Annotated in this window: 16 protein-coding genes; 1 reads left to right on the plus strand and 15 read right to left on the minus strand. The window is 55.6% G+C overall.

Annotated features, from left to right (window positions below):
• Positions 1-58: 58 nt before the first annotated feature.
• Together nikR and OGY06_RS16915 are read right to left on the minus strand one after the other, a co-directional pair.
• Positions 59-460, minus strand: a complete 402-nt coding sequence (nikR, locus tag OGY06_RS16905) for a nickel-responsive transcriptional regulator NikR (RefSeq protein WP_003827507.1) — start codon at positions 458-460, stop codon at positions 59-61.
• A 91-nt stretch (positions 461-551) separates the two neighbouring features.
• Complete coding sequence (locus OGY06_RS16915) at positions 552-1,412, minus strand: LysR family transcriptional regulator (protein WP_003827509.1); 861 nt, start codon at positions 1,410-1,412, stop codon at positions 552-554.
• Positions 1,413-1,511: 99 nt separating this feature from the next.
• On the opposite strand from OGY06_RS16915, the gene OGY06_RS16920 reads away from it, so the two are divergent.
• Positions 1,512-2,018: a phenolic acid decarboxylase gene (locus OGY06_RS16920; RefSeq protein ID WP_003827511.1), complete on the plus strand. Its 507-nt coding sequence runs from the start codon at positions 1,512-1,514 to the stop codon at positions 2,016-2,018.
• Here OGY06_RS16920 and acpT read toward each other — a convergent pair.
• From acpT to OGY06_RS16985, 13 genes are read right to left on the minus strand one after another with little or no spacing between them, the layout of a single operon-like run.
• On the minus strand, positions 2,010-2,600 hold the full coding sequence (acpT, locus tag OGY06_RS16925; RefSeq protein WP_003827514.1) for a 4'-phosphopantetheinyl transferase AcpT: 591 nt from the start codon (positions 2,598-2,600) through the stop codon (positions 2,010-2,012). The two genes, OGY06_RS16920 and acpT, sit on opposite strands and share 9 nt — an antisense overlap.
• Before the next feature lies 1 nt (position 2,601).
• Complete coding sequence (locus tag OGY06_RS16930) at positions 2,602-3,831, minus strand: beta-ketoacyl-ACP synthase (RefSeq protein WP_003827516.1); 1,230 nt, start codon at positions 3,829-3,831, stop codon at positions 2,602-2,604.
• Positions 3,828-4,559, minus strand: a complete 732-nt coding sequence (locus OGY06_RS16935) for a 3-ketoacyl-ACP reductase FabG2 (RefSeq protein ID WP_128316468.1) — start codon at positions 4,557-4,559, stop codon at positions 3,828-3,830. The genes OGY06_RS16930 and OGY06_RS16935 overlap by 4 nt, the downstream gene beginning before the upstream one ends.
• The gene (locus OGY06_RS16940; RefSeq protein WP_164562421.1) at positions 4,556-5,032 is read right to left on the minus strand and encodes a hotdog family protein; all 477 of its coding nucleotides are present in this window, start codon (positions 5,030-5,032) and stop codon (positions 4,556-4,558) included. The genes OGY06_RS16935 and OGY06_RS16940 overlap by 4 nt, the downstream gene beginning before the upstream one ends.
• Positions 5,029-6,198: a beta-ketoacyl-[acyl-carrier-protein] synthase family protein gene (locus OGY06_RS16945; RefSeq protein WP_164562422.1), complete on the minus strand. Its 1,170-nt coding sequence runs from the start codon at positions 6,196-6,198 to the stop codon at positions 5,029-5,031. Before OGY06_RS16945 ends, OGY06_RS16940 begins: the two co-directional genes overlap by 4 nt.
• Position 6,199: 1 nt before the next feature.
• On the minus strand, positions 6,200-6,784 hold the full coding sequence (locus OGY06_RS16950; RefSeq protein ID WP_003827523.1) for a DUF3261 domain-containing protein: 585 nt from the start codon (positions 6,782-6,784) through the stop codon (positions 6,200-6,202).
• Positions 6,781-9,099: an MMPL family transporter gene (locus tag OGY06_RS16955; protein WP_003827525.1), complete on the minus strand. Its 2,319-nt coding sequence runs from the start codon at positions 9,097-9,099 to the stop codon at positions 6,781-6,783. The genes OGY06_RS16950 and OGY06_RS16955 overlap by 4 nt, the downstream gene beginning before the upstream one ends.
• Entirely contained in the window at positions 9,068-9,673 is a 606-nt protein-coding gene (locus OGY06_RS16960) for a LolA family protein (RefSeq protein WP_003827526.1), read from the minus strand. Before OGY06_RS16960 ends, OGY06_RS16955 begins: the two co-directional genes overlap by 32 nt.
• Positions 9,670-10,092 carry an acyl-CoA thioesterase gene (locus tag OGY06_RS16965; protein WP_003827529.1) on the minus strand — a complete coding sequence of 141 codons (423 nt, stop codon included), beginning with the start codon at positions 10,090-10,092 and terminating at the stop codon, positions 9,670-9,672. The genes OGY06_RS16960 and OGY06_RS16965 overlap by 4 nt, the downstream gene beginning before the upstream one ends.
• Before the next feature lie 3 nt (positions 10,093-10,095).
• The gene (locus OGY06_RS16970; RefSeq protein WP_003827531.1) at positions 10,096-11,787 is read right to left on the minus strand and encodes a glycosyltransferase family 2 protein; all 1,692 of its coding nucleotides are present in this window, start codon (positions 11,785-11,787) and stop codon (positions 10,096-10,098) included.
• Positions 11,778-12,131: an ApeI family dehydratase gene (locus OGY06_RS16975; RefSeq protein ID WP_003827533.1), complete on the minus strand. Its 354-nt coding sequence runs from the start codon at positions 12,129-12,131 to the stop codon at positions 11,778-11,780. Before OGY06_RS16975 ends, OGY06_RS16970 begins: the two co-directional genes overlap by 10 nt.
• Positions 12,118-13,479, minus strand: coding sequence for an AMP-binding protein (locus OGY06_RS16980; protein ID WP_286605752.1), 1,362 nt, complete (start codon positions 13,477-13,479; stop codon positions 12,118-12,120). The genes OGY06_RS16975 and OGY06_RS16980 overlap by 14 nt, the downstream gene beginning before the upstream one ends.
• Positions 13,476-14,057, minus strand: a complete 582-nt coding sequence (locus OGY06_RS16985) for a COG4648 family protein (protein WP_240389439.1) — start codon at positions 14,055-14,057, stop codon at positions 13,476-13,478. Before OGY06_RS16985 ends, OGY06_RS16980 begins: the two co-directional genes overlap by 4 nt.
• Positions 14,058-14,060 lie beyond the last annotated feature (3 nt).

Genomic DNA, 14,060 nt, shown 5'->3' on the forward strand with positions numbered 1-14,060 from the left:
CAGACGTAGGCCGGATAAGGCGTAGCCGCCATCCGGCATCCCGCAACGAAACAGGCAATTACTCTTCTTTCGGCAGGCACTGTAAATGGCCGTGGCGCACGCCGCGCTGGGAAATCACGTCATCGGCAAAATGCTGCACATCGCCCATGTCGCCTTTTAGCACGGCGATTTCCAGGCAGTCGTCATGGTTGATGTGCACGTGCAGTGTGGCGACCGATAAATCGTGATGGTGGTGTTGGGTAGAAACAATACGGCTGGCCAGATCACGCTTCTCATGCTCATAAACATACGAGAGCACCGCGAAGCCCTGAGTGCCGTGTTCAAGGGTAGTTTCCTGCGCCAGTGCGCCACGCAGAATATCGCGGATCGCTTCGGAACGGTTGTTGTAGCCACGGCGCTGACTCAGGCCGTCAAGCGTTTCCAGTAAATCGTCATCGAGGGTAATGGTGACTCGTTGCATCTGCAGTTAACCTTTCATGTGGCGCGTTGGCGCACAGGGAGTAAGGGGAATAGCGTATTTTGTAACACACGTCCGGCATCCGGGGAAAAGGTTAATGTTCTCGCAATAAACGCAGCAGAGTACTGACCTGTTCATCCAGCGGGGCAAGCGTATCTTTAACGATCAGATGCAAAGGCGTGGCGCGGCGAGCACCATGGCTTAACGGCAGTGGGCGTAAAAGCCCCTGATCAAGCTGCGTCTGAATACGTTCCTCAGGCAGCCAGCCGTAACCGACCTGATACATCACCGCATCAATCGCGGCATCAATGGTCGAGAAGGTCCAGGCATCACGCGCCGGTTGTTGTGGGTTATCGCGATCGGCAATGCGAATCAGCGGCCAGGCGCGTAATGCGTCTTCATTCAGCGGCGCATCCAGCATGCAGAGTGGGTGATCGCGGTGGGCCACGGCCACGAAGTCAATATTCATCAGCCATTCGCCGCGTCCGGTGACATCCTGACGCCGGGTCAGGACCATTACGTCCGCATCGGCATGTGCTGCCAGTCGAGCATCACCATTCTCCAGGACTTCGGTCAGACGCACCTGCGTTTGCGGCCAGGCCTGCTGAAACTGTTTGAGAATGGCGAACAGGCGTTTGCGTGGGAAGATGCTATCTACCATCAAATCCAGCCGCGTTCGCGTACCGTTTTGTAACGTTGCGGCCCGGGTTTCCACCCATAAAAAGGCCTTCAGTAACGGTTTGACCTGATTGAGCAATAGCTCTCCGGCCGGGGTCAGGACAGCCCTGCGTCCTTCCGGGGTCAGCAGCGTTACGCCAAGTCGCTCCTGTAACAGTGCCAGATTGTAGCTTACCGAAGACTGGCTACGGTTGGTCTCTTCCGCTGCTTTAGCGAAGCTGCCCAGCTCCACCACTTTCTCCAATAGGGCCCACTGCTCGAGGGTTGTTTTGTGCATAACTCATCTAATAATTGAATGAATTTGATGCAAATATAGCGTTATTCATCCAATTTTTGAAGCGTTAAGATCCTCGCATCAAGTAAGAGGAGAACGAATATGAGCGCGTTTGATAAACATGATTTGAGGGGATTTGTCGGCAAACATCTGGTCTATACCTACGATAATGGCTGGAATTACGAGATCTACGTGAAAAACGACACTACGCTGGATTACCGCATTCACAGCGGTATTGTGGGAAATCGTTGGGTGAAAGATCAGCGGGCCTATATTGTGCGGGTCGGGGAGAGCGTTTATAAAATTTCGTGGACCGAACCGACCGGGACCGACGTCAGCCTGATCGTAAACCTGGGTGACAAACTCTTTCACGGCACCATCTTTTTCCCTCGCTGGGTGATCAATAATCCGGAAAAAACGGTCTGCTTCCAGAATGACCATATTCCGCTGATGATGTCGTACCGCGATGCCGGCCCGGCGTATCCCACCGAGGTGATTGATGAGTTCGCGACCATCACTTTCGTACGTGACTGCGGCGCGAACAACGATGACGTTATTGCCTGTGCGGCGAGCGAGCTGCCGAAAAACTTCCCGGAAAATTTACGCTAAGGCTTCCAGGCGCTGCACGGCGTCTGCGGTCAGGGTAAACGGCGTGGGGGTGCACACCGCCAGGCTCAGGGTATCGAGCTGGCACTGGCTGACGGAGAGTGAGGAAGTTAGCGCGGTACTGTCGACGCTGACGATTTGCCAGGCGCTACCGCCGCGCTGTTTCACGATAGCTTCTTTACGCGTCCAGATGCGCCAGAACGCCGCCAGCTGTTGCTCTGGGCGTTCGGCCTCGACTTCGGCATGCTCACCAAGACTGAATACCGTATTTGCCAGCGTTTGCCAGTTATCGCGCGGGCGCACGACTTCTATATCGCAGCCGACTTCCCCTTCGTCGCTGAGCAGCAGGGCGATATCATCACCGCTGTGGCTGAGATTGAACCACAGCGGCGTGTCAGCAGAAAAGGCCGGTTTTCCTTGCTCGCCATAGACGATGTCTGGTAATGGCGAAAGGGCATGGGAAAGCAGCACGCGACCGGCCAGCCAGCGCGCACGGCGAGCACCTTGCGGCGCTTGCTCACTCAGTGCGGCAGGCAGTGCGCCAGCGCTTAAAACAGAAACTTTCCCAAGAACGATCCGGTACATATCACGGCCAACGTTTAATGATGATAGAAGTATTTATGCCGCCAAACGCAAAGTTGTTGCTCTGCAAAAACTCGCAATCAATCTTGCGGGCTTCACCCATAATGTAATCCAGCGCGCCACAATTGGCATCTGGCTGACTCAAATTTAGCGTAGGCGCAAACCAGCCTTCACGCATCATTTGCAGACTCATCCAGGCCTCTAGTGCGCCACAAGCGCCAAGGGTATGTCCAAAATAGCTTTTAAGCGAGGATAGCGGAACATTATCACCATAAATTGCAGAGGTTGCCTGACTTTCTGCAACATCACCACGATCGGTTGCGGTTCCGTGCGCTGAAATATAGCCGATATCCCGGGCACTAATACCTGCCATATTCAGTGATTTTTCCATGCAAATCTGCATTGTTTCGCGCTGCGGCTGGGTGATATGGGCAGCATCGCAGTTAGTGGCAAAGCCAACGATTTCACCATAAATCGTTGCTCCGCGCGCTTTAGCGTGTTCCAGCTCTTCCAGCACTAGCGTACCTGCACCTTCTCCGATGACCAGACCATCGCGTTTTTCATCGAACGGGGATGGGGTGGTTTTCGGCTCGTCGTTGCGCTGGCTGGTTGCGAATAACGTATCAAACACGGCGGCTTCGGAAGGACACAGTTCTTCTGCGCCGCCGGCGACCATCACCGTTTGATAACCGTGTCGAATGGCTTCCCATGCATAACCAATTGCCTGGCTACCGGATGTGCAGGCGCTGGATGTCGGGATGACTCGCCCACGCAGACCGAAAAACAATCCGGTGTTAACGGCAGTGGTATGCGGCATCATTTGCACGTAGGTCGTGCCGGTGATGTTATTGGTGTGTTTCTCGGTCAGCATGGTCGCGAACTCGCTCACTGGACCGGTACTACCGGTTGATGAACCATAAGCGATCCCGGTTTCACCGTTAGTCAGTACCCGATCGCCAATCAGCCCGGCCTGCTCAAGCGCCAGCTCTGTTGCGCGGGTGGACATCAGCGATACGCGCCCCATGGCGCGAATTCGCTTGCGGGTATAGTGTTCCGGCAGAGTGAAGTCGTCGATCGGCGCTCCCAGCAGTGTGTGCAGTCCGTCATAAACCTGCCACTCCGGCATTTTGCGTACCGCATTTTCATATGCCAATAACCTGGCGGAGACAGCCTGCCAGTTTTCCCCAAAGGCGGTGACGCCGCCCATGCCTGTAATCACGACACGACGTGTCATAACATCCCTCCATTGATGGAAATCACCTGGCGAGTTACATAGCCCGCCACATCCGACATTAAATAACTGGCAAGCCCGGCGACTTCTTCAGCCTGACCTATTCGTTTCATGGGAATCATCGACATCGCCTCTTTCAATGCGGCTTCTTCCATCTCGATCATCCCGGTATCAATGAGTCCCGGCGCAATGCAGTTTACGGTAATTTTGCGTTTTGCCAGTTCGATAGCCAGCGCTTTGGTGGCACCAATAATTCCGGCTTTTGCCGCACTGTAATTGACCTGACCGCGGTTGCCCATCACGCCCGAAACCGAAGACAGTGTGATGATACGGCCCCCCTGGCGTGCGCTGATCATCGGCATAATGCACGGATGAATGACGTTGTAAAAGCTGTCGAGGTTGGTATGGATCACCGAATCCCAGTCGTTATCACTGAGCGCAGGGAAAGCGGCATCCCGAGTGACTCCAGCGTTGCTGACAATGCCGTACCATGCGCCGTTTGCCTCAATATCTTGCGACAGTATTTCACGGCACTGCTCGCGATTGGCAACGTCAAATGTCAACAGGCGCCCTGCGCCGTCAGCGGCGAGGATAGCATCCAGCGTTTCTTGTGCTCCTTGCACATCGCGATGATAGTGTACGCCGACCACAAAACCGTCCGCGGCCAGTTGTCTGGCGATGGCGCGACCGATACCTTTGCTGGCACCCGTAACTAAAACTGAACGGCTCATGTGGACGCTCCTTGTTGAAATAGCGTGTTAATTTCTTCTGATGTCGGCTGGAAGGTGTTGACTCGACCGGTTGCCAGCGTCTCGTTGTCTGCCTGGATGGCACATTCAAAGCTACCGAATCGTGCATCCTGCATCAGCAATTTGACATGGATGCTCAGCTTCTTCCCGGCAGGCAGAACACCTGTAGCACAGACTAACTCACGTGCGCCCAGTACCATGCCTAACGTAATACTCGCCTGACCTTGTTGCTGGCGGTGCCAGCCAGACCAGACGCCAATGGTCTGCGCCATCAGTTCTAGTGCGAACCAGCCAGGCAGATTGCCATCAGGGTCGAGAAAAGGGGCCAGTACGCTGTTTGCTGATACCGTCACGTGGCAGGTGGCGGTTTCGTCCGCCACACTGACGACCTCTTCAAGAAGCAGCATCGGCGCATCATGCGGTAAATAGTTACCCGGTGGTAAAAAGTGGCTCATGAGGTTCTCCCGAGCAGGATGCTGGCATTATTGCCACCGAAGGCAAATGAATTAGACAAGATAACCGGGCGAGTCAGCGACTGCGGCTGTTCAATGATGCCGCAGGCTGGCAATGTTTCATCGCGTGGCGATTGGCTAAAATCCTGCGGTGGCAGCGGCAGTTCGCGTTGCAGAATCAGCATACTGATCGCTGCTTCGGTGATCCCCGCAGCGCCCAGCGTGTGCCCGGTCAGATGTTTGGTTGAACTGCACGGGATCGTTTCGCCAAATAGCGCGCTCACGACGTTGGACTCAATCTGATCATTTAACGGTGTGGCGGTTCCGTGCAGATTGATATAGCCCACGTGTTCCGGCGTCATTCCTGCGTCGTTAAGCGCCTGGCCGATGGCGCGAATGGCACCTTCCCCCTGTGGATGGGGAGCCGAAATATGGTACGCGTCGCTGGATTCGCCGACGCCAAGGAGCGCGATAGGCTGTGGCTCGCGGGTTAATACCATCAATGCGGCGCCTTCGCCAATGGTGATCCCACAACGGTCGCGGCCAAACGGCTGACACAGCGTTGGGGAGAGTGATTCCAGACTGTGGAATCCGTTGATTGGCATTCGGCTTAGCGTATCCGCACCGCCGACAATGGCGATATCGACCAGACCTGATTCGATCAAACGACGTCCGCTCATGATAGCCCTTGCACTGGACGAGCAGGCGGTTGAGAGCGTAAAGGCCGGGCCATCCAGCGCCAGCCAGTGGCTAAGAAAACGCGACGGATCGCCCAGTTCCTGTTGCGGATAGCGCCAGTCAGTGCTCTCTTTGCCGTTGAGCATCAAATCTACGTGAACGTCACCCTCATCCAGACCGGAGGTGCTGGTGCCGAGAACAACAGCAATACGATCGCGACCAAATCGGGCGATAGCGTCGTCCACCTGTGGCTGGATTTGCATCAGTGCTGCCAGCAATAGCTGGTTGTTGCGCGAACGATGAGCGCTAAAGTGCTGAGGAATAGCGGGCAGCTCACCGTCAACGCCTGCTAACACTGCGGATGGGTGTCCTTGCAGCCAGCCCGTGCGCGGGCGCATTCCCGGCGCTACGCCACGAGTGAGGTTGGCTGCGATTTCATCAGTGTTATTGCCCAACGCATTAATCATGCCAACGGCAGAAATGTAGATCATCTCAGTCACCCAGGTATTGAATGGTGATGTGGTATTTAAAAACGTGCTGTTCAATGCTGATCGGTTCGCGTTTTCCTTTTCGATTCAGATACGTGATTTCCGTGACCACTTTGCCGCGGGCATTGCGCAGCTCACGCGTGTCACCCGTATCGACGAGCGTCCAGCCTGTGGGTAATTGCGGTTGCCAGGCGCTAATCGGCCAGTGACTGAGCATCACGTCAGCCAGCACCTGGCTGGCTGGCGGCAATTGTGGAACGATGATCGATTGCTCGGTGTGCAGTCCTTTTTCATCGTAAGTCACGAGGAACAGGCGAATGCCGACTGATGACAGCCCGGCAAGTGTGATTTTCTTGTCATCAGCATTGAGCATGACCAACAGTGACTGAGTTTTGCCGTTGAAACTTCCGGTTAGTAGCTGTTGTGAATTCACCGCGGGAGAAATCCCCGGGGCAGGTAGCGTTACACGAGTCCCCGGCTCTAACCAGGCTTGCGGGCGGCCTTTCTGTTCCGGCTGCGAGTGGCTGCAACCGGCCAGCAGCAACGTGGCGACGAGCGCAGCGGTACGCCAGAATGTCTGTTTAATCATCTTCTTTTTTTCTCTTTTTTTCCTGGCATAGCCAGCGGTGACAGCAGGAAGGCGGTGAAAATACCGCTCACTAGCACAATGCCAAAACTGCTGATTGCCTGAGTGGCGCTAAAGACCAGCATGCCGAGCGTCAGGAGCGTGGTCATCATCGCCAGCGTGATAGCCAGCAGCGATGTCAGTGGCGTACCGCGTGGATTACTGAAAAACAGCGTGTAGTTAATGCCAATTCCCAGTACCAGCACCAGTGCCAGCAGCGAGAACAGGTTGAGCGCATGACCGCTCAGGGCCAGTACCGCCAGACCGCAACCTAAAGACAGCACTGAGGGGACCAGGCTAATTAAGCCCTTACGCCAGCCAAGCCGAATGACGGCGCCACAGGCAATCACCGCCAGCGCAATGCACAGCAGACCGGTCAGAATATGGCGATAAAGGGCAAACAGGTTGTCAAAGCTGCTCTTACGATCCACCCACGCCACGCCGGAATATTTCGCGCTGAGCGTATTTAAAGCATCACTTTGTTTCACCCCTTCAACGGGAACCAGTACGCTGCTTTCGCCATCAGCCAGAGACAACCATAGCAAGCGCCAGCCTTCACTGGCCGGGCTGGCAAGCCAGGCATCGACGGTTACGGGCATGGCGCTAAGATCGGGGTTCACCGTTGCCAGACCGGCGTTGTTTAAGGCTTTCGTGATGGCGGGCGCGGCATCTTTTAGCAGAGACAGATCCTGCTGTTGCCGGGCGAGTGAATTGAGCGGAATGGTGCGATATCCGCTGAGTAACCCGTCTTTTTTTGCCTGTTCCAGCGCGGGGATAAAGGTTTCCAGCCGCTCCAGCGTTTGCTGAGCGGATTTGCCGTACACCACAAACCACTTCTGGTCGACGCTTTGCCCGGTCAGGGCGGTAATCGCTTTTTCCTGAGCAAGAATTTCCTGCGGCAGCGCCTGTAACTGGGAGATATCATCGTCTACGCGTAGCGTCGCCATACCTGCCAACGAGAACAACGCCAGCACCACCGGCAGGCCAACGGATAATTTCTTATTCCGCCGCCATGCAGCAAGCCAGCGTAGCATGAGTACCATTGCCGGCACTGGGCGTACCGGCAACCGACGACACAACCACGGGTGCCAGAAAATGACCGTCAGGCAGGAGGCGCTCAGACCTACCGCCGCGAATACCGCCATCTGGCGAATACCGGGGAAGGGGGCAAGCATCATAATCAGATAAGCCGCTACGGTGGTGAGTAGAGCCAGGAGCAGGGCATTGCGCACTTTGGCAAGGCTTTGCCATGGCGATGTTTCCGCACCGTGCACCATCCGTTCGGTCAAATAGTAGAGCGTATAGTCGGCGGAAATACCGATGATGCTCATGCTCATCACCAGCGTCATCAGATGGAGCTCGCCAAAAATCAGCAGCGTGACGACGGTCCCCGCCAGCGCACCAATGCCAATCGAAATCAGGCACAGCAGCAGCGGACGCAGCGAACGAAATACAGCCACGATGAGCAGGATCACCCCGAGCACAGTGGCTATGCCGAGGGTAGAGATATCTTGTTTCGCCTGCTGGCTGGCGTAATCGCTATAGAACAGCGTCCCGCGAGACAGCAGTTGAGCCTGTGGATAGTGGGCTTTGAGCTCACTTTCCAGCGTATTCAGCGTGGTGACCAATTGATGCGTCTGTTGCATATCAAACGATGAGCCGGTCAACTCGCCATGTAACAGATACCAATAGTTGCCTTGCTCATCCTGGGTGACAAGCCAGCCGTCCATCAGGCGCAGACGCTGCCCGGTTTTGGCCATGGCCAGCTGCGAGCCTCGCATCAGCATGAAGGGATCGTTTTGTAGCTCTTTGCCACTGACGCCGGAGAATGTGGAGTAAAGTTGGGACAGGATCCACTGGGCCTGTGCTTCGCCGCCGTTTTGCAGCCGGGCGCGGGTCTCGTTATCTATCAGTCCGTTACGATGTTGCCAGAAGAATGCCCCCCAGGCCTGCTGGCTGTCGGCATCCATTGGACCTTTTACCTGGGCTAGCGCGTGCGATTTTTGCAGTAAAGCCAGCCAGTCCCGGGCTATCGCTGGGTCCGGTTGCTTACCGGGACTCACCAGCCAGACCACCTGACGGTCAAGGCGCTGCATAAATCCCTCGTTCAGATCCGGAGGTATAGCGCCCAGCGTCTGCTTTGGCAACATGGCCAGCACGCTGCTGTTAAGGCGGGCCTGAGGTAGCAACGTCAGAAAGATGCCCAGCAGAAGCAGGCAGACGACTCCCCATAACAGCGCGGGGCGTTTACTGGGCGGCAAAGCGTTGGCGTTCGTCATCGGTCAGTTGCGCTGGCGTTAGTTGGTGTTGGGAAAGCGCGATATCGGTGCGATCCCCCTGCTTATCGTTGAGATGAATGCTCTCCAGGTAAGTCTTTCCGGCTAAATCAATCGTCGCAAAAATCTTATCCAGCGGTGTGGTGATTGGCGTCAGGCGTAGCGTCCAGCGACCTTCTCCTAAGTCTGCAAACTCCACGCGGAAGTTTTGTTCCAGCACTTTACGATCCGCCTGGAATAACGCCCGTAGCAGATGATTAAACTGGAACATTTGCGGGTTATTCTCAGCGGTAATGGTCTGCGGTGGTTGACCGTTAATTGCCTGAACCATCCGTTTGTCGTCCAGCAGCAGCTGCATCGGGAACGGGGAGGTTTGATCCCACAGCAACCCCTGGTCGCGGGCGATCAACATCTTGCCCTGAGATCGCAGCGGCTGCGGCAGATCCTTTATCGTCCGGGTTTGATCGAAGTGGGCGCGAACCACCGGTTGTTCGGTAAAACGCTGTTGTAGGGAGTCGAGCGTCAGGGCACTGACGAAAGGGCTGACGAGCAGCACGAGCAATGGCCATAATTTCATGGTGTCACTCCCATCCGTTCAAACAGAATATCCGGGCTGACAAAGCACAGTTCACGGCTTTTTTCGTCGACGGCGACCTGGATGGTGTAGCCTGTTGTGGCGCGTTTACCTGTTTCGGCATCAAAAATTTCGTAGCCGATACGCAGGCGATTTTCGTACTCTTTAATTTGGGCGCGTACACGGATACGCTGCTCGAAAGTCAGCGCATTGCGATACTTCACCCGAGTGTCGACCACGGGCCACAGATAGCCAGATTCTTTCATCTGCCGATAGCCATAATCGAATTGGTTCAGCAGTGCCTCACGGGCAATCTCGAAGTAACGGAAGTAGTTACCATGCCACGCTACGCCCATCATATCGACGTCGTGAAACGGAATAGTTAGCTCGACTTCAGCCGTAAAGCGGGGATCGTTAAGCACCCTTTACTCCTTGTCATTGGTATCCGGCAGTTGCCAGAAATCGAAAAAGTTAAACCAGTCGAGGGGCGACTGAAGCGCATAGTGCTCAAGGCGTTCGGCGTAGCGATCGACAGTATTCTGTAATGCCTGTTGTCGTGTGGCGCGCGGTAAGAGCAGTGGGTCGGCAAACGGTTCGCAGTAAATGTGGAGTTTCTCCTGCTGGCGCAGGGCAAAAATCAGATCTACAGGGCAGCGTAAAATAGACGCGAGAATAAACGGGCCCTGAGGGAATGGCGCGTTTTGCCCCATAAAGCGGCTCCAGCACACGCGCCACTCGCCGCCGCGTTGGGGATTGACTGCGATGCGATCGCCTACGATGGCTACCCATTCACCGCGCTCCAGTTTCTCTTTGAGCAGAATGGCAGTATCTGGACCAATACTGTTCACCGGGAGCAGATTTAATCCAGCCTGCGGGGCCATCTCTTGCATGATTTGTTTAAAGCGTTGGGCGTTATCGCTAAATACCAGCGCATTGATTGTTTTACTGCCCTGTAGCTGGGCCAGTGCCCGACAGGCCTCGACATCGCCAAGATGTGAAGCCAGTAGCAGTTTTCCCCGAGGATCGCTGATATTCAGCGTCGTTTCTGCACCTGGTGCAAAAATCACATCGCGACCGAAGTGCAGCTCACCGCGCCAGCTGGCAATCTTATCCAGCATCGCGCCGCCAAAACGCAGGAAATGCTGATAACTGGTCAGGTTTGGCGGTACTGGCATCCTCCGTGTGATCAGTTGCGCCCTTACGCGGCTAATCCAGCGTTGAGAGGCTTTTCGGGCAGTTGAAGCGCTGAGCCAGTATACGCCGACGACAGGATACAGCAGCAGGGAGAAGGCTTTGCGACCCAGTACACGCCAGACCAGTAGCATCAGGCGCATTCCCCACAACCCTTTGACTTCCTGTTGCTGCGCCCAGTGTGTCGATGAACGACGACAAAGCAGGGAGGGGATGCGTGGCAACATGCCAAAGAACAGGCGAGTGTGCATCAATGAAATGTGCAAATTGTCTTTAAGCGCGTCGAAATGGGATAGCCCGTCCTGCGGATAGGTGACTCGCGTGGGGATAAAATAGCTGGTGTTGCCTTGCCAGTAGAGGCGCACCATCACTTCAGTATCAAAATCCATCCGTTTGCCGAGCGTTACGCGCTGTGCCAGTTGCAGCGTAGGGGCCACCGGATATACCCGAAAGCCGCACATACTGTCTTTGAGTTGCAACGAGAGCGTTTCTATCCACACCCAGATATGGGTTACCCAACGACCGTACAGGCGCGAGCGAGGAACAGAATCATCGTAAATCGGTTGTCCGGAAATCAGTGCTGTCGGATGTTCTTTTGCCAATGCAAGCAGCCTGGGAATATCTTCAATGGCATGTTGCCCGTCGGCATCGACCTGCACGGCATGACTGAACCCGGCATCTGCCGCCGTCTGCATTCCGCGAATAACCGCTGCGCCTTTGCCTGCGTTGATGGGCAGGCGAATTAACGTCAGATTGCTGTATTCTGCCGCCAGGCGTGCCAGTTCATCTCGTGTAGTCTCGTCGCTGCCATCGTCCACCACAATGCAGGGGAGATTGAACGGCCGAAGACGATCCAACACGTCTGACATCATCGCGCCGTGGTTGTAGCAGGGGATCAACACGCATGGGGAAAAGGTCAGCGGCATAACCGAATCTTCCCGCTGCTGGCGGTATGGCGCACGTCACCGTCGTGGCGCTGGTAGCTAAAAGAGAGCATCTGACGCGCTTCCTGCCAGCTCAGACTCAGGGTGACAGTGGCCTCTGGCAATAGCGGTGACTGGAACTTCACGTTTTGAATACTGTGAAAACGCCAGCCTGGGACCAGCAGCGTGGTGGCGTAATCCATCGCCCAGTTCAGCTGTGCAACGCCCGGCAGCAGTGGCTGCACGCTAAAATGCCCGCTGAACCAAAACAGAGACGGGTCGAGTTGTAAAACAATCTCAGCCTGATGAGGCAGTGCCTGATGGCGCTCGATTTCATGGGGTTTCATGAAATAACTCCTGTAATTGCGCATAGACACGCTTGTTCATACTGTTGACCGGAATCTCATCAATCACCCGCCAGTAGCGGGGAACCGCGACAGGCTCCAGCCAGGGCAGCAGCGAACGTCGCCAGGTCAGTTCTTGCGGTTTACCACCGCACTCAAGCCAGCGTTGCCGGGCTTCGTCATTCAGTACCAGCAGGACGCCAACGCCCTGACGTCCTCCACGTGAGACCGGCAATGCCGCGACTTCACAGATACCATCCAGTGCCAGTAAACGTTGCTCCACTTCGCTGAGTGAAATGCGTTTCTCTTCAATTTTGACCACCCGCCCGCGTCTGCCCATCAGGCGGAACTGTCCGTTTTCGATAAACTGCAGAACATCATCGAGTAACAGGCCATCATCAGCGTTAATTAGCGGTGAAAACACACGAAATGCGTCGTCTTCTGGCTGGAATCTGACGCCGGGAAAAGGCAGCCATGCCACATCATCCTGGTGGCGATAGCGCCACGCAAGGATCCCGGTTTCAGTGCTGCCGTAGATCTCATCGGGCCAGACATTAAGCCAGTCAGCAGCCTGCGTGACGTCCTGCCAGGGCAGCATACCGCCCGCAGACAGAATCAGTTCTACCGGCGGCGGTGTCAGGTTGTGGTCGAGGCGTTTCAGAAACGCCGGGCTGCTGATAAACGCATACCGATGCTCAGCGCTCAGTGCCGCCAGTTGTTCGGCATACCAAAGCATCGCCGCGTGCAGCGGCAGGCCTAAGGCCATCGGCAAAAATATACGGAACGTCAGGCCATACAGGTGTTGCGGTACCACTGACGCGACCACCCGGCAACCTGCCAGACGATCGGCAAAGCGTGTAGCGAGCAATGCCGCTTCGCTATCCAGACGAGCGATCGGTTTGATCACGCGTTTCGGCTGGCCGGTCGAACCGGAAGTGAATAGCTCCACAAAGGCGTCACTGCGTATTGCCGGGAACGTGATGTCGTGAGCCACGGATGTCATGGCGGAGCCGACCACCCGCAGCGTTCCCTGCCAGTCCATCGCTTTATCGCTCAGTACGCCGTCAAACAGCAAGTGCTGCTCGTTTAACAACGAAACGCGACAATGTCCTGGGATCACCGGTGTTTTGCCGGCATGGAGTGTTGCCAGCAGTGCGACGATGAATAAATAGCTGTTCTCGAAGCACAATGCCCAGCGTTCACCTTCCTGCTGTCGCAGATATGCTATCAAATGGGCCACATCATGGCGCAGATGGCCAAGCGTCCAGGTATGCTCTTCCTGCCACGCAACAGGAACGTCGTCCGGACGTGGGGCACAGAGCCATTGAGCGAGTGTGAGGGGCTGCTTCATTGGGTATCTCGTTTTATCACCAGTTGGCGAATTAACCACTCGCCTACCATCAATGTTCCCATTAGCAGATAGGAAACCATGCCGTTCCAGGTGGTCCACAGGGTCATATCGCCATTCAGTGCGGTAAAGAGCGCAACGCTGCCATTGATGATGAAAAAGGCGCACCAGATTTGTGTCACACGGCGCGTGTAGCGCACGCCCGCATCGGGCAGATTTGGGTCGCGCAGTCGTGCCAGACGTTCAACAATGGGCATTGCTGACCATAACGATCCACCAAAAACCGACAGCATAACGGCGTTTACCACTACCGGATAAAACAGCAGCAGCTGGTGCGTTTTGAGCAGATAACTGGCAATGCACAAGGTTACACCCGCGACCGCCACTACCTGTGTCACGACGCGCAGCGGCCCCGCCTGTCGCCGGGTCTGGCGAAAGCGTAAAAAAAGGAGTAGCGCCATCAACGGTAGCAACCAGTGCAGACTGTTATGCGCCAGGCCAAACCAGATCAAAAACGGCCAGGCCAGCAACAGTAGACCTGTCAGCAGTTGTACGACTGGCAACGAGCGTGTGCCCGACACGGA

The organism is Citrobacter sp. Cpo147, from assembly GCF_030332405.1.
Taxonomy (GTDB): Bacteria; Pseudomonadota; Gammaproteobacteria; order Enterobacterales; family Enterobacteriaceae; genus Citrobacter; species Citrobacter portucalensis.